The sequence below is a fragment of the Brevibacillus choshinensis genome, from assembly GCF_001420695.1.
Classification (GTDB): Bacteria; Bacillota; Bacilli; order Brevibacillales; family Brevibacillaceae; genus Brevibacillus; species Brevibacillus choshinensis.
This window is the reverse complement of sequence record NZ_LJJB01000013.1, coordinates 830,671-846,215: the sequence shown is the minus strand read 5'-3', so window position 1 is coordinate 846,215 and position 15,545 is coordinate 830,671. Positions and strand designations below refer to the sequence as shown.

19 protein-coding genes are annotated in these 15,545 nt (G+C 47.3%); 10 read left to right on the top strand and 9 right to left on the bottom strand.

The window, feature by feature from the left end; translation table 11 throughout:
• Positions 1–40 precede the first annotated feature (40 nt).
• Complete coding sequence (locus tag AN963_RS24305) at positions 41–1,189, bottom strand: trans-sulfuration enzyme family protein (RefSeq protein ID WP_201783778.1); 1,149 nt, start codon at positions 1,187–1,189, stop codon at positions 41–43.
• Between the two features lie 141 nt (positions 1,190–1,330).
• On the opposite strand from AN963_RS24305, the gene AN963_RS24300 reads away from it, so the two are divergent.
• The 3 genes from AN963_RS24300 (at position 1,331) to AN963_RS24290 (ending at position 4,438) form a co-directional block, all read left to right on the top strand.
• Entirely contained in the window at positions 1,331–2,029 is a 699-nt protein-coding gene (locus AN963_RS24300; protein WP_055747113.1) for a peptidylprolyl isomerase, read from the top strand.
• Between the two features lie 243 nt (positions 2,030–2,272).
• Positions 2,273–3,538 carry an MFS transporter gene (locus AN963_RS24295; RefSeq protein ID WP_055747112.1) on the top strand — a complete coding sequence of 422 codons (1,266 nt, stop codon included), beginning with the start codon at positions 2,273–2,275 and terminating at the stop codon, positions 3,536–3,538.
• Positions 3,539–3,802: 264 nt separating this feature from the next.
• Positions 3,803–4,438, top strand: coding sequence for a cell wall hydrolase (locus tag AN963_RS24290; protein ID WP_055747856.1), 636 nt, complete (start codon positions 3,803–3,805; stop codon positions 4,436–4,438).
• A gap of 382 nt (positions 4,439–4,820) precedes the next feature.
• Here AN963_RS24290 and AN963_RS24285 read toward each other — a convergent pair whose 3' ends face one another.
• Positions 4,821–5,585: an SDR family NAD(P)-dependent oxidoreductase gene (locus AN963_RS24285; RefSeq protein WP_055747111.1), complete on the bottom strand. Its 765-nt coding sequence runs from the start codon at positions 5,583–5,585 to the stop codon at positions 4,821–4,823.
• 103 nt (positions 5,586–5,688) lie between these two features.
• Between AN963_RS24285 and AN963_RS24280 the strand changes: the two genes are divergently transcribed.
• Both AN963_RS24280 and AN963_RS24275 read left to right on the top strand, forming a co-directional pair.
• On the top strand, positions 5,689–6,000 hold the full coding sequence (locus tag AN963_RS24280) for a YfhH family protein (protein WP_055747110.1): 312 nt from the start codon (positions 5,689–5,691) through the stop codon (positions 5,998–6,000).
• A gap of 120 nt (positions 6,001–6,120) precedes the next feature.
• Entirely contained in the window at positions 6,121–6,570 is a 450-nt protein-coding gene (locus AN963_RS24275; protein WP_055747109.1) for a DUF441 domain-containing protein, read from the top strand.
• A gap of 6 nt (positions 6,571–6,576) precedes the next feature.
• On the opposite strand, the gene AN963_RS24270 is transcribed toward AN963_RS24275, so the two are convergent.
• Positions 6,577–6,894: an iron-sulfur cluster biosynthesis family protein gene (locus tag AN963_RS24270; protein ID WP_055747108.1), complete on the bottom strand. Its 318-nt coding sequence runs from the start codon at positions 6,892–6,894 to the stop codon at positions 6,577–6,579.
• Between the two features lie 104 nt (positions 6,895–6,998).
• Here AN963_RS24270 and AN963_RS31620 point away from each other — a divergent pair, with 104 nt between their 5' ends.
• The 3 genes from AN963_RS31620 to AN963_RS24260 all read left to right on the top strand — a co-directional run bounded on the left by AN963_RS31620 (position 6,999) and on the right by AN963_RS24260 (position 8,977).
• Positions 6,999–7,139: a hypothetical protein gene (locus AN963_RS31620; protein WP_169791944.1), complete on the top strand. Its 141-nt coding sequence runs from the start codon at positions 6,999–7,001 to the stop codon at positions 7,137–7,139.
• A gap of 79 nt (positions 7,140–7,218) precedes the next feature.
• Positions 7,219–8,271: a DUF2515 family protein gene (locus AN963_RS24265; RefSeq protein WP_055747107.1), complete on the top strand. Its 1,053-nt coding sequence runs from the start codon at positions 7,219–7,221 to the stop codon at positions 8,269–8,271.
• Between the two features lie 28 nt (positions 8,272–8,299).
• Entirely contained in the window at positions 8,300–8,977 is a 678-nt protein-coding gene (locus AN963_RS24260; RefSeq protein ID WP_236708074.1) for a hypothetical protein, read from the top strand.
• A gap of 233 nt (positions 8,978–9,210) precedes the next feature.
• Here AN963_RS24260 and AN963_RS32320 read toward each other — a convergent pair whose 3' ends face one another.
• On the bottom strand, positions 9,211–9,345 hold the full coding sequence (locus AN963_RS32320) for a hypothetical protein (protein WP_269084410.1): 135 nt from the start codon (positions 9,343–9,345) through the stop codon (positions 9,211–9,213).
• Between the two features lie 278 nt (positions 9,346–9,623).
• Between AN963_RS32320 and AN963_RS24255 the strand changes: the two genes are divergently transcribed.
• Positions 9,624–10,175, top strand: a complete 552-nt coding sequence (locus tag AN963_RS24255; RefSeq protein ID WP_055747106.1) for an MOSC domain-containing protein — start codon at positions 9,624–9,626, stop codon at positions 10,173–10,175.
• A gap of 16 nt (positions 10,176–10,191) precedes the next feature.
• Here AN963_RS24255 and AN963_RS24250 read toward each other — a convergent pair whose 3' ends face one another.
• The 3 genes from AN963_RS24250 to AN963_RS24240 form a co-directional block, all read right to left on the bottom strand.
• On the bottom strand, positions 10,192–11,115 hold the full coding sequence (locus tag AN963_RS24250) for a hypothetical protein (protein ID WP_055747105.1): 924 nt from the start codon (positions 11,113–11,115) through the stop codon (positions 10,192–10,194).
• Between the two features lie 112 nt (positions 11,116–11,227).
• Positions 11,228–11,863: a DUF1444 family protein gene (locus tag AN963_RS24245; protein ID WP_055747855.1), complete on the bottom strand. Its 636-nt coding sequence runs from the start codon at positions 11,861–11,863 to the stop codon at positions 11,228–11,230.
• 20 nt (positions 11,864–11,883) lie between these two features.
• A complete protein-coding gene (locus AN963_RS24240) occupies positions 11,884–13,002 on the bottom strand; it encodes a DUF3900 domain-containing protein (protein ID WP_055747104.1) in 1,119 nt (372 codons plus the stop codon).
• A 111-nt stretch (positions 13,003–13,113) separates the two neighbouring features.
• Here AN963_RS24240 and AN963_RS24235 point away from each other — a divergent pair, with 111 nt between their 5' ends.
• The gene (locus tag AN963_RS24235) at positions 13,114–13,947 is read left to right on the top strand and encodes a serine/threonine protein kinase (RefSeq protein ID WP_055747103.1); all 834 of its coding nucleotides are present in this window, start codon (positions 13,114–13,116) and stop codon (positions 13,945–13,947) included.
• 96 nt (positions 13,948–14,043) lie between these two features.
• Here AN963_RS24235 and AN963_RS31615 read toward each other — a convergent pair whose 3' ends face one another.
• Both AN963_RS31615 and AN963_RS24230 read right to left on the bottom strand, forming a co-directional pair.
• On the bottom strand, positions 14,044–14,199 hold the full coding sequence (locus tag AN963_RS31615; protein ID WP_169791943.1) for a hypothetical protein: 156 nt from the start codon (positions 14,197–14,199) through the stop codon (positions 14,044–14,046).
• Between the two features lie 37 nt (positions 14,200–14,236).
• The gene (locus AN963_RS24230; protein WP_055747102.1) at positions 14,237–15,481 is read right to left on the bottom strand and encodes a DEAD/DEAH box helicase; all 1,245 of its coding nucleotides are present in this window, start codon (positions 15,479–15,481) and stop codon (positions 14,237–14,239) included.
• Positions 15,482–15,545 lie beyond the last annotated feature (64 nt).

Genomic DNA, 15,545 nt, shown 5'->3' with positions numbered 1-15,545 from the left:
ACATGAAAAAAGTAACACTTTTTAGGAAATTTCTTCCCCTTTATTTTCCCAGTGCGCGTTCCAGTTCGTCGATGATGTCTGCTGCCGATTCGATACCGACTGACAAACGTACCAGGCCCATGGTAATCCCTGTAGCTTGTCGCTGCTCTTCCGTAAATGCACGATGCGAGGTGGTGACAGGGTGAGAGACGCTCGTTTCTACACCTGCCAAAGATGGGGCAAATTTGATCCACTCCAGCGCGCGGTAAAAGTCGTAAATCTTACTTTCTTCCGCTAGGGTAAAGGAAACCATCGCCCCCTGCTTCTGACGAGCAAAAAACGAGGTAGACTCCTCGGTAGGATAATACACGGTCCCCACTGCAGGATTCTGCTGAAGATAGCGGGCAACCTCGCTCGCATTGTCACATTGGCGGTCCATGCGCAATGCCAATGTTTTCAAGCCTCGCGATGTCAACCATGATTCAAACGGACTGAGAGACGCACCATAGTTGACTACGATCTCGCGTGCCCTAGCGATCCATTCCGCTTTTCCGACTAGCACACCCGACGTCACGTCACTGTGGCCGCCGATGTATTTAGTAGCGCTATGGACGACCAGATCGGCTCCAAGTGAAATAGGTTGTAACAAATATGGGGTAGCAAACGTATTGTCTATCATCACTGCCAGCCCATGCTCTTTTGCTTGCTTGATCCAAAATGGCATATCCGCAACCGTCAGCAAAGGATTCGTGATTGTTTCCATAAAAAAGAGTTTCGTAGTAGGACGTATATGGTTAGAAAGGGCTTGTAGTTCATTCAAGTTAATACATTCCAGCTCGATCTGGAAGCGGGAAAGCTCCTTGTTTAGTAAAGCGTATGTACCACCGTAGATTTCGTGAGACGCCAGGACGTGATCACCCGGGTTGAGCACCGCGAGCAGACCCGCCATAATTGCTCCCATCCCAGACGAAGCACTGATACCAGCAGTTGCCCCTTCGAGTGCTGCAATCGCATCAGACAGCTCTGCCTGATTGGGATTTCCGTTTCTCGTGTAGAGGTACTCCCCTTCGCCTGCATAATACTGCTCGACGTCTTCTAACCCTTCGAATGCAAAGACGGACGTTTGGTAGATCGGGGTTGACTTGCTCTGCACCTGACGTAATGGTTGATGTCCAATATGGACCGTCTTGGTTTCAAATCTTTTTCCCATGCTGATCACCTTATCCTTTTTCTCCCATCATAACATGGTAAAAGGAATTGCGACTAGTGGATTGGCATTCCCCCTATTAGGTATGCTATAATTCGAAACCGAAACTCCCTCTTAGGGAAGATGCAAAGGAAGGTGCTTGAGATGAAAAGACTAATCCCTACTATTTTCGCTTGTCTGACAGCGATCGCATTGGTCACAGGATGTTCCAGCGCTAACAATCAGACTGCCCCACCTACACAACCAACAGCTCCTGCTGAAAATCCTGGGTCCAAAGAGCCTGCTCAACCGCCTGGTCCTACTGGTGCGAAAAAATATGAGAAAGCTCCAGCTATGCAGATTGACAAAGCGAAAACATACCAAGCGAAAATTTCGACCTCGATGGGCGACATCACCGTAGACCTGTTTGCCAAGGATGCGCCAGTCGCAGTAAATAACTTTGTTTTCCTCGCCAAGGACAAGTTCTATGATGGCATCACGTTCCACCGGATTATCAAAGATTTTATGATTCAAACCGGTGACCCACTCGGTTCCGGGATCGGCGGCCCAGGTTACACATTTGAGGATGAGCTAAACAATGGCCACACTTACGAGGCTGGTGTCGTAGCGATGGCAAATGCAGGTCCTAACACAAATGGTAGCCAATTCTTCATCGGTACGGGCAAAGATGTTGAGGGCTTGAAAAACTCCCCGAATTACACGATTTTCGGTAAAGTGTCGGGCGGGATGGACGTCGTTCAAAAAATCGCAGGAACAAAAGTCAAAAATAATCCGCAAACCGGAGAGCAAAGTACTCCTGAACAAACCATCAAGATCAATTCCGTTACGATCACTGAAAAATAAGCGATTTATGTGCAACACCACTGCTTTTTTTGCAGTGGTGTTTTTCATCTAATGAATCCAGATTTCGATTGCTAGATATTGCTTTTGCAAGAAAAAACTGATAAGATCTAAGATATAAAATTTCGTGCGCACGGATAAAATAGGAGCCTGATCATGGATGGTGTTACACCTCCACTATGATCAGGCTCCTTTATGCTTTTTTTAGGGCTCATTCGCTCTAAAATGATTGAGGGAGTGACAAAAGTGAAAGAGGTTTTTCGGGATCACAATTTTTGCAAACTGTTTTTTTCGAATTTGTTTTCTGGATTTGGTCAAGGCATGACGATGATCGGTATTTCGTGGTGTTTAGTGGAATCGACTGGTTCCGCCAGCTTGCTCGGATCCACGATGCTGATCTCCTCGATTCTGACGCTGCTCATCGGACCCTATACTGGTACATTCATCGACCGCTATTCCCGCAAGACCATATTACAGATAGAACAGCTGGGAGGCTTTACTGTTCTAGCCTTATTAGCCGCTTGGGGCTTTTGGGGTGACTACCAGGAGTGGATGCTCATACTCATTTATTTGTCGGCAACATTTATGTTTCAGCTTCACGAACCAACACAGGCTGCCTTCGTGCAAGAAACATTTGACCAAAAGCATTACAAAGCGATCAATTCTTTGCTGGAAATTGAGAATCAAACTGCGCTGGTTTTAGCGGGAGCATTTGCTGGATACCTTTTGGGGCCATTCGGACTTCATGTAGTTCTCCTATTCAACGCACTGACGTATTTTATCGCCTTTCTCTTGTTAACAAAATTGGACTATGTTTTTACTCTCAAAAAGCAAGTGGAAGCATCCCCTCGAATTTCTTGGATGGAACAATTTTATCAAAGCTGGGTCTACATCCGGGAAAGACGTGGTTTTTTGATTTTCGGGGTTGCTGCTCTCATCCCATTTATCGCGGTTATGCTAGTAAATCTGCTAAATCCGATCTTTGTTAGTCAATCTTTGGGAGAAGATGTAAAGATATATTCACTTGGTGAAGTTACCTATTCAATCGGTGCTGTCGTAGCTGGTTTTTTATTTACATGGATCAGCCAAAAAGTTGGTTCATTTTTTCACATGGTGTTTAATTACTTACTAATGGCGGTTGTTCTCGTACTGACGGTCGCTCTTCCGCAAGGCTGGATTTTTGTGTTGCTATCTACTTTTATCGGTTGGTGCAACGTCTCCACTCGGCTTACCCGACAGACCCTTTACATGGATTTGCTGCCAAACCGCTTTATGGGGAGAGTCATGAGCTTTTTTCGATCAGTCGGGACGCTGATCCGATTATTGATGCTCGCTCTGTTCACTTTCATGCTTGACTCGACGGGGGCAACTGTAGGATTCCTCATCGTAGCTAGTCTTTTGACAATAGCGACGCTAGGGATCGTCGTTTCGATGCCAGTTCTGATGAGGCAGGTAGGTTCATTGGCAGCTACGGCAGAAGATAAACAAGTAAGTACTAACCAAACTTCTTAATGTGACACACGGAATTGACGAGCCAGTCAAACACTTCCATTCGTGTTCGACTGGCTTGTTTTTATATTCTCATGGACCTTGTTTTCTCAGCAGCGAAGCTCGATGGAGCGTTGTGAAAATAGTCCAAAAATATCTTGCAAATCAACCGAATAGTTCCATGGAACCATTTCCCTCTTGAACCATTCCGACAATGCCGATAGACTTGCAAATGACCCGATTCGCTTCCGCAATCAAAGCAAAAAGCGAAAAGGAGTGGTTCCCATCTTGATGACACGCGAAGCGCGAATGCGCTTTTTCTTCTGGACAAATAGTTTTGGCTTGATGCTTTTATGCCTCTTTGTCACCCCGACAAGCGCATCAGCACCTCATCCGAAGGAAGCAACACCTGCTCCCGCAGAAAAATCTTATGCCGCCCCTATAAGTGTTGCGAAAGTGGAAACAACAAAAGCGAAACCGAATATTCCAGACTCAACTGTGAAGCGCCAAAGTGTCTCGGCCAGCCGAGACCAACGGCCACGAGTGATACGTAATGGTAAAGTCAAAGTATCTGAGCGGGATATGGAACTGCTCGCCCGGCTAGTTTATGCGGAAGGCCGTGGTGAACCGTATGAGGGACAAGTGGCAATTGCTGCTGTCGTTTTGAATCGGGTAGCGTCATCTCAATTTCCTAAGACAGTTCGGGACGTCATTTTTGCTCCCAATGCATTTTCGCCGGTACAAGACGGCAATCTTTCTCACAAGTCCAATGAAAGCACTCGCCGAGCTGTGCAGGACGCTGTAAATGGAATGGATCCAACAAATGGTTCCCTCTACTTCTTTAATCCAAATACAGCTACATCCGATTGGATTTTTTCCAGACCACAAACGGTCGTCATCGGCAATCATACGTTTGCAAAATAAAAAATATCTACTCGTTGAAAAATAGATGCAGAAAAATTTAATAATACTTTATTTTTATTTAATCTGCATTTTACTTTTGCTTGCTATTTTGTAATCGTAAGCACTTTTTCAACGCATTGAGAAAAAGCCCGATATTCTTCTTAGAATGACTTTTCCGCGCACACCTGCTGTGTGTGCCAGTATATAGTTGGTTCCCGATATGTTTTGGGTGAGAGCAAAACATATCTTTCGAGCCGATCGGTATTTTTCTCAATCGCCCCCAATACTTAGGCATTCCCTCTAGGGAGTGCCTCTTTTTTATTTGATTCTATTTATGTAAGATTTTTTTGCATATAAGCGGTCGGGATCAGCAGTGTATTATCATGTGAGTCATCTCTCGATGTTAAAACCCAAATATAGACATTCCACCATCAACCGGGATTGTTTGGCCCGTTATGTACGCTGCTGCATCCGATGATAAGAAAATGGCTGGTCCAACCAAATCCTCCACATCTCCAATTCGGCCACTCGGAGTTCGCTGCAAAATTTCCTGCAGATAGGCTTCATCATTCAACAACGCTTCTGTCAGAGGCGTGCGGAAATACCACGGCGCGATTGCATTGATGTTGACCCCGAATTTGCTCCATTCGAGTGCCAGCACACGTGTCATCTGTATCAAACCTGCCTTGCTAGAACCGTATGCCACCCCTGTTCGCATGGCCACCAAGCCTGCTACCGAAGCAATGTTGACGATACGACCGTAGTTTTGTTCGCACATGATCTTTCCTGCAGCCTGACACATGAAAAACGATGCTTTCAAATTGAGGTCCACGACGCGGTCCCAGTCCTCCTCCGTCACCTCATTTGCCTTTTTCCGTAGATTCATTCCGGCGTTGTTCACTAGAATGTGGAGACCTCCCAATGCCTCGATCGTCTGTGCCACAACACTCTCGGCAGCACCCGCTTCTGTCAGATCGGCAGTGATCAGGTGTGCTTTGCCACCTTTCTCCTCGATCTCTTGGACGATCTCAAGCAGATCAGCCTCTGTACGAGCTACGACAGCGACCTGTGCCCCCGCTTCTGCAAGACCCAAAGCCAAAGCTTTTCCGATGCCTCTACCCGCTCCTGTTACGATAGCGGTCCTTCCAGTCAAATCAAAACGTGTCATACTCGGATCTCCCCTTTCTTTGGTCCCCTAGGAAATTCTCCATCCATCGCCAATTCCCTTGTCTTTTGCTACAATATACCTGTCAGGAAGGGAGGCATTTTTCGTGCGATTGTACAGTCAAATGACGCTAGCAGAGTTACAGGAAGAGATGGAACGTCTCCGTACGCAAGCAGAGGAAAAAAAGAAAGCAGGAGACGATTCACAATTTGGCATCATCCAACAAAAATACTTTATGGCTAAATCGTATTACCTCGGAACGGACGAGTTCCGCATCGGTGGTAAATACAGTGTGCCTGAACATGATCAACCTTTTACGATCGACTATTTTAACGGCGTTTTTGCCTGGGGGCGTTTTCCCCATTCAGATGAACAGACTGGTTTTCCTATCGGCATGCTGGAAGACTGGTACGGTTAATTCAAAAACACAAAAACAAAAGGGACGGGGGATGAATGTTCACCTGTCCCTTTTCTATGTCCGCACGAGGCGGATGCGTAATGGATATACTAAAAAAAACGAAAGCGAGCATTTGGATATATGGATTGGATCAATGTTACCTTATTGGTATTATTGGCACTCGGCGTGATCGGTAATAATGCTACCGTTTCAATTGCAGTGGGAATTCTTCTGTTGTTAAGGCTGCTCCAGCTAGAACGGCTCTTTCCCTTTTTGGAGCAGTATGGACTCCATGTCGGGATTATCGTTTTGACCATCGGCATCCTCAGCCCGCTTGCCAGTGGAAAAATAAAACCCGATTCCATCTACCAGCTTTTTACCAACTGGCAATCTATTCTCGCGGTGCTCATCGGTATCTTCGTCGCTTATTTAGCCGGGAAAGGCACTTCACTCATGTCGCAAAACCCGATTGTTGTCACTGGGTTGTTGCTCGGAACGATCATCGGCGTGACCTTTTTCCGTGGTGTAGCGGTAGGGCCGCTCATTGCAGCAGGTATTCTCGCCTTCATTCTACAGTTCGTTCCAAAGTAACACCTATTACCCCCAGCGGTCCTTGAGGTGAATACCATAGGCCAAGATTTGGGCTGGTGTCACGAGTCGAAAGCCTTGCTGCTGGCGAAAATCAATCGTTAATTTATCAGAGTCAATATGTTCGATTGTCTGCGGATCAATCACGAGGGTCAAAGAGTCGACTTCGATGACTTGATCGTCTGGGCTGGCATCATCCCACCACAAAGCGTACTCTACATTCATTCCACATCCACCAACGAGCTCGCCATTGATGCGAATGATTTTTCCTGGCTGTTCAACGGACTTGATCCGCTCCGTCGCTTCCTGAGTCAGTGTTACTTGCATATCGATACTTCCTTTCTCCAAGTGCGCTTCCCTTATTTTTGTATGCATCATTCCTTTCATGATAGCATACAATGCTTGAAAGGCAGTGGAAAGGACGATCTTCTATGAACATTTACGAACAAGATGGTATTTTTGTGGCAGAAACAGAATTCCAATCGGAGCATGTTGTCATTTTTGCAGATACATGGGAAGAGGCCAAAGAGAAACTGATGGTCAGACTCCTCGTATTAGAAATGATTGGATAAAAGGTTGGCGGGTCGCCATTAAGACCTGCTTTTTTCAACCCTGTATTTTCTTCACAACACCAGGCTGAGGAGCTTCTACATGACAAAACAACTAGCCGGAATCGACAAGCAGGAGCTCGTTTCAAGCATTCGTCAAGAAACAGCAATCGCCAACCGCAATAATGTGACACGGACTCAGGCCTATCTAAAATTTTATCGCCAGCACGAGGAGATTCACTGGGCACTTCTCGCCCATTTGGTCTCCCGCAATGGTGGTTGGAGTATGACCGATTTAAAAGGGGAATGGCTTCCGCTGCTCATGGACGAGCAAGCGATCCAGCCATTTTTTTGGTTTTTAGAGAGAAGCAACTGGCTCATTTTCCACGATGCCTACCCTCAACTGCTGTTGTACGCTGAAATGAAGCGCACAGGGACCGATCTCACCCCTCTTTTGGCTCCACTTGGCGTGTCTGTTTTCATGCAATCGTTTTGGAGTGACTTTCTCCAGACCAACGATTCCCATCGACTGACCCATGCCTTGATCGTCAACGAACAGCAATACATCGAGCAACGCGTCATACATAAGCCCATTGCACTGCACCGTGTCTTTGCGACTTTTGCCTACTTTACACAATCGGTACTGTCCATAAGTCAGGTCCTCTTTCCGTATAAGGCACACCCGACAGACCGCCGACTCAGTCTCATTGGCATGGTTGTTCAGCACTTTCCTGAAGTTGATCAGCGCATTGCTACGGGAAAAACACTGTATCAGCTCCTGTATGCTGACCCGCTCCGATTTGAACAAATACGCCTATTCGCGTATCGGATTCCTCATTCAGGATCCCGAGCAGACTACTGGCCGCAGCTCTTTACGCCACGATTCCCCGAGCTGTCTCACGAGCGTGAGTATCATTTACGAGTGGATGGCACAGAAGTCAGAGCGGGACAGAAGAAGTTGTATAGCCCTCCACTGAGCGTCGCGTGGGAAGATATACCGCATACAGCTGCGGATGGCGTGGACTGGTTTCGAGAACATAAATGGGTAGATGTAGTTGATCTGCCTGCAGATTTGCCAGCGATTACTAGCGAGGATTATGTTCGTGCTTTGCAATGGATGGAGTATGGGGTTAAACTTGTCACGACGATCACATAGAAACCATTGAGAAAGGATGGGTAGTGCCATGGATGAGATGGTGGAGAATCAGAAAACATATCTGCTCTCCTGCTGGCTACCCAGTGGTACTTTTCGTCTCGCTCCCCAAAACGATCAGATCAACCCCTACTTTACCAATCTGGCATTAATCTCACTCGTTCGGCTGATGGTATGGGAGCCAGTCCGAAGTCATATCGATTGGTACTTGCACCACGTCAATGAGGACGGATATGTCAACGATTATCGATTAGATGCGTCGACAGAAGTCGATACGGGGAAAGCCGACAGTGAGGATAGTTACCATGCTACTTTGTTTAGTCTTCTTGCTGAAATGATTCGAGCCAACGGCGAAACAGACTGGATCGAGCCTCGCAAGGACGAATTGGTAGTACTCCTGCAAGCAGTGGCAAGGTTGCAACAAAAGGATGGCCTGACGTGGGCGAAACGATCGTATCAGGTGAAATACTTGATGGATAATTGCGAGGTAGCAAGAGGGTTTGAGGATGCTGCCTACGTATTCTCAATGCTAGGAGATGATTCATCAGCTGAAGAAGCCAGCAACCGGGCTGCTCGCTGTCGTGCCGGGATTCACTCCAGTACAGCGGATTCCGTAAATCGTACGCGATCTATGACAGAAGCTTTCCCGGATGGCGAAAATGGTACCCTGATGTCACTTCACAAGCCTTCCCTATCCTTTACCAAATGACACGCTCGGATGAAGACGTGATTCTTTATGAAAAGATTACCCAAGCCTTTCCGCACTTCAATACGTTCCAAACAGGAGATTTGTACCCATGGATGGCAATGGGAGAATGCGCTCGTCTGATGGGGGACTGGCGGAGAGTTGATTCGATGCTAGCCACGGCAAATGAGTTGTACATCTTCGGGCCGAGATCCCCCTACTGGCTCATTCATGAATCGGGACGTTATATGGAGCTATCATTGCAGTGTCGGTGAGCTTTCTGTGATTAGATTTTCAAAAAACCGTGTGAGCTCAGGAGCTTCGTCAAGCAACACATAAGAATACTGGCCTTGCTGGATGATGATTTTCTTCTCTGCATAGTGAATAAGCACCGCCCCTCCTTGCGACAGCTCGGCCATTTACCCACGAGGACATGCTGGTGATTTGCTGTTCATCGATAGGTTGATGAAGGTACAGACTGTCCGTAAAAGCTTGATCCTTGTTTTCGAGCGAATTGAAAATGAGCAGGTATAAGGATACGAACAGTGCGATGGTAATTCTTTTTAGAAATTTCACAGATACCTCCTATCCCATTTCACATATTTTTTACAAAGGAATACTCGTCCATCGTGGAATCTTTCACGTACAATGGCAGTAGGAGGTGTTTTGTATGTCTCATTCTACAGGAGAAGTAGTAGCCGTTAGCGTAAGTGGCACACACACGTTCAGTAAGGTGAATGTAGACGTCATTCAACTACTGACTGGGTTAGGAGTCGAAGGAGACGCACACTTAGGAGAGACCGTAAAGCATCGTTCGCGTGTAGCGCAGGATCCCACCCAACCTAATCTGTGCCAGGTGCACCTCATTCATTCTGAATTGTTTGAGGAATTACAAGCTTCAGGCTTTCAGGTATCTCCCGGTCAAATTGGTGAAAATATAACAACGAGAGGCATTTCGTTGCTCTCCCTACCGAAAGGAGCCATCCTGCGCATTGGAGGCTCGGCTGTAGTAGTGTTAACGGGACTGCGTAATCCCTGCCCACAGTTGAACCGATTCCAGCCTGGTTTGATGGACTCTCTGCTCGATCACGACGAGCACGGCAATCTCATACGAAAAGCAGGAGTGATGGGCATCGTCCTCTCTGGTGGTACAGTACGACCGGGCGATCAGATCCAGGTCGAGCTTCCAATGGAGCCACATCGTCCTCTCGAGCGAGTCTAAACTGTTCCGCTTCCTGTCAGGACTCTCCTGCCGGGAGCAGGATTTTTTTCGGTTTCATGATGCTGTCGACCCATTGGTAGCACGCTTCTAATTGCTCATCCGTAATCCAGTCAGAGCGGTGCACAAACATGATCGTTATGTCTGGATTTTCTGACTTGATTATGTTCAAGTAATCTTCAATCGGTGCCCACCCATCTTCTGGGTTGCAATCAGGCAAGGCAGGATGATGGTTGTATTCAAAAGCATCGGTAATCCGCATGTTCCACAGGTGAACGTTTTTCGCATATTTCGCGTACTTCTTCAATACCTTTCTCGCGTCAATATAAGGATCGATCTTCTCTTGCATGTGCAGTCTCCCTGTATCCAGACATAGCTTGATATTTGGGTATCGAACGAGTAAAGATTCCAGGAAATTTCCTTCGTAAACGTAACGGTTCAATGCATCAAATTCCAGCACCGGTGTAAAAAGATACTCGTTTCCTTTGCTATTGAGCCACTCAAATAGCTGCTCACTTTTCTCCACAAATTCTGTTAAAGGATATTCGCTCTCATACACATATTCTCGTTGATTGGAAAATCTCCAATTCTTCCAGCTAACCCGATCATCGAGAATGGCCGGCTTCGGATAATGAAATAAGATATATTCCGGCTGAATCTCCATCAGCGCGTCCAATTCTGGCTGAATATAGTCGTAGGCATCTTGTCGCACCCACTCCTCCTCGGACAAGAACAAGGCATCCCGTAATCTGGAATCACCCTTTCGAAACGGGAAGTGGATGCCAATCTGAAAGTTATTTCGTTTTGACTCGAACGCCAATCGCGAAATATCCTCTTCTTTATCAAATAAACAAGCTTCGATTCCGTAAAAACCTTTCCGAAAGTCTCGCTTGTATTTCTCCTCATCAAATCCTCCATATAGTCCGATCATAAACTGATGCATGGTTCGCCCTCCTCGTCACCTTCTTCTAGTTTTTGATCATACCACAAATTGGAAGAAAAAGTGAAAAGCTACCATCTAGTTAGAGGTAGCCTGTTCGGTATATGAGTTTGACTTAGCTTTGACGAGGCTTATCCTTACGCTGAATCTCAGAACTGCCCCCATTCGAAACAACGAGAAACGGTGTCAACTCGCCTTCCTCCCAGAAAAATGGAAGGATCGAAATAGGTACTTGCCCTTTGGTAGCAAAGTCGTAGGTCAAGCGTGCCAATAGATTTGCTCCCGCATCGCCTACAAGATCGGCAACGATGAGAACATCCTGATGTGGAATGGCCACACCGAGCTGCGTACCTTGTTTCTGTTGATCAAAGGTTTGCAGCACTGACTCTAAGAGAACTCGACTGGCCGCATAACCATCCGAAGGGCTAATAAAATGAATGCGATTGCCCGCTACTTCCTGCGTCTTGACCAAATAGGGCAGCTCTTGCAAATTGGCAATCGCGTACTGGTGGAGCTGATCGTCACTCCACCCAGCTTGACTCAGCATTGTACGCTCGATTAAGACATATCCTTCTCCCATGTCCAACGCGTACAGTACGGCCGTGTCCGCCGTATGTGGTCTTATCACCCAGCGATCTGGGTACTTTTTGACCATGGACACATGCCGCAATACGGGATAGACGTTCTGTTCCTGACCGGACAAACTCTTCTCGGCAGGAAGCTGTGATGACTCTTGTGGGTGTTCACTCATTTTTCCTTGTTTCACTCCTTTTATTCCCAAGGTGGACGTTCTTCTTCCTCCGTTGACCTCGCAGTCGCCACTTCAGGTACAGCGTAACTACGTGACTCAATCTCCCGCACCAAATCTGCGAGCGCTTTTGGTTTCACGAATTCGACAGGAGACACCCCACGTTCAAATTGTAGCTGCTCACCTTCCAATAGAACCAAATATCGTCCATTTACCTTGGCAATATGCAGACTCGTCCCGTAATCGGCTAACAGAGTGCGAACCTGCATGTGATCGAGCTTGAACTTCAGCTCAACTTCCGGCTGACGATCTGTAATGATCTGCATCGCTTCCATCACGGTCTCGTGTTCCCACTTCTCCGCCAATTCACGCTTGGGACTGGCAGCGATCAGCTCGATGGCTTCTTCTTCCCTGATCCGTTCCTCTGTTTCTTCGGGGTAGGTGTATTCGATATGCTGTCTGGCCAGCGAGATGACTTCTTCAGAGACGATCTGGGTGACGGTCTGTGGATATTCAATAAACCGCAAGAACTCTTCAAAGTACCTCGCATGGGAAAATTGATGGATCTTTACATGGTAGGGATCATTCATCCCAGATTCGATCATATAAGGGTACATCAATGACTTCATGTTCTTTGCATTAATAGCCATCTGAACATTTGAGATCAGGCTTTTTTCATCCGTGATAACGGCTGTTTTTTGTTCAAAGTCGCACTTTAAAATAAATACGTATCGCTCATCTAGCAGCTCTAGCCGCGTTCTCACAACGATCAGTACGCCACCACGCACTTGAGAGGTACGCAGGTAAGATTGGATCAGCTCCTGACACGGATCCTTGCATTCTCCTGCCGTCTCTGCGACCAGCAGACGTTGGAGCAACGCGTAGTTTGGATTGGAGTCCAATGGGTGACCCGGTTCCAAAATAAACTGCCCCAGCTTGGTCGGTGTCCCCTCTGTTTTCGGATTCAGTTCTACTTTTCGTTTGGCGATACGGCCAAATTCTCCCTCCAGAAAATCTCGCAGCTCGCTCTTTTGATATTCATCATGGCTTAAATAGCGCGTCATCTTTACTTTCTTGTTGCCATCCTCTTCCTCTGGCTGTTCAATCAAGAAGAAGGATAGCCAATCGATATTAAAATTCATCTCATTCCGCTCCCGTCTACATGTAACGAATCGATTATAGCAAACCTCACGAAAAAGCGGTCAGCCATTTTTGGTAAACATGGTAAGATGGGAATCAGGGAGGAAATGGACATGTGGAACAAAATTGTTACATGGTGGAACAATACTGTGCGTGACCGCGCCTATTTACCGGGACGCCAGATCGACCGATATCGCATTTCGAAAGTGCTCGGAATGGGCAGCTACGGAATTGCTTACCTCGCTTTGGACCTGATTTCCCACACGCAGGTCGTACTCAAACAAGTGAAGCCCAGTCTGCGCCATTCTCCCAAAGGAGAAGACATGCAAGCCTATGAACAAAAGGTGCTGGCTGCTCTCTCCCACCCCCAGATACCGCGGTGGTTGCGCTCTTTTACGTATAGACAGGATTCGTTTCTCGTCATGACTTTTATCGAGGGACCTACCCTGGAGGAAGCCCTCTTTGAGCAAATGATTACGATCGACGAAAGATCTGCAGCTCGGTTAATGAAAAAAATCGGTGAAATTGTCGCACATCTGCATGAGCATAGACTGATCCATCGAGACGTGCGCATTCCCAATGTCATTTGGCACCATGATGAGCCATACCTCATAGACTTTGGACTCGCTCGCTTTCTCGGTGACAGCCCAACATACGCTGCAGAAACTTTATCCGCCTACGATTCGGAGAAGCAATTGAAAAGAGAAGTAGCACCATCCAGCGATTTGTTTGCACTCGGTCATTTCTTTTTGTTTTTGCTTTACTCTGGTTTCACACCAAGTGAAGATGAGCCCGAACGCAGTTGGGAGCAAGAATTGTCGCTATCACCCGCCGTGCATGGGATGATCCGTCGTTTACTGCAGCTGGATGCCCCTTATCCGAGCGTCGAGGCGTTTCTCGTGGATCTGGAAGAATTCTTGGATAAACCGAACCACTCAAGTGCTTAAAAGCAAGTCTGAGAACGTAAACAACTCATTCAAACAAGAAAAAAGAGCAGAGGCGCCGCAGTGAGTTTTCACTACAGCATCCCTGCTCTTTCCTCGTTACTCTGAAATGGGCTCGTTTTTGGCATTCTCCATCTTTTCCTTCAGTTCTCCAGCTTCCCGCCGCAGCGTTTGGCGTTCCTGTTTGGATAAGACTTCCCCGCCTACTGACCCATTAACCAGTAAATCCTCTTCGTACAATCGATCTTTGCGCATAGGAACCTCCTGCAGACAAGAATGGATCTTTCTTGTCCTACTTTGTTCCAAAGCCGCCTTTCTTATGTACGCGTTTTCCAGGAGTCGATGACTTGGATGCTGGCGATTTTCCTGCAGGCTTCGCCGTCTTCACTGGTGGCTTTTGATACGGCTTAGGATCTTCCAGAGCCCCATGCGACATAAATTTCTCAGCAATAGGCAAGCCTGTCTGCTTGGAAAATTTCTCGACGATGAAGCGTTCTTGGCTGCTGATGATGGAAAACACAAGTCCTGCTCTGCCCATGCGTCCTGTGCGTCCACTGCGGTGCACATACGTATCCGCATCCGATGCTGGATCGTAGTGAACGATGCATTCCACCTCCGGAATGTCGATCCCACGTGCAGACACATCGGTGGTGATGAGTACAGGGAATACACCATCACGGAACTGCTGCAGGGTACGAGCGCGATCTTCCTTCGACGCATCACGATGCAAGAAACGGCAAGGGAGGTGATGGTAATTGAGCTTAGAAACGATCTCATCGACTTTCTCGATCTGGTTCACAAAGACGATGGAGGATCGAACGTCAACCAATCGTAGCAGTCGACGCAGATTGTCCACTTTTTTGCGCGGGTCGCTCACCAGATACATGTGTGCAACTCCTGCTGCTCCTTCAGGCGCGGCAGCACGAATGACAGCAGCATCTTTTGTAAAGACTTCAGAAGCCTCTACAACGCCCTCAGGCAACGTCGCGGAAAAGAGAAGACGTTGGGTATCACGCAGAGTCCGTTTCATGACCTCTGCAACCGGTTTTCCAAAGCCTGCATCCAACATGCGGTCTGCCTCGTCTACGACAACCGTTTTGACCTCATGTACCTTTAGCTTGCGTTGATCGATGAGTTCCAAAAGTCTACCGGGTGTAGCGACGACAAGCACAGGCTTCTTTCTCAGCCTTTCCACCTGGCGTCTTACATCGACCCCACCAATAATCGGTACAACCGCGTTTTCAATCGAAGGGAGAAGACGTTCAGCTTCTCGGGCAATTTGCATCACCAACTCATGCGTCGGAGCCAACACAATTGCTTGTACGTCTTTTTTATCCATGTTCACTTTCGAAAGTAACGGCAGCAGATAGGCGAAAGTCTTGCCAGTCCCTGTCGGAGATTCTACCAATGCGTCCCGACCTTCCAAGATCAGCGGAATGGCTTCCACTTGAACGGGAGTCGGCTTTTCCATATTTCGTTCGCGCAAAATGTTGACAAGCGGCGCGCTAATGTGTAAATCAGTAAACGTGGTGCTCACAAGAACCCTCCTGGCGTAAAATCATGCATTGGGTAAGCTTACCACACTTTGCCCGAGGGGAACA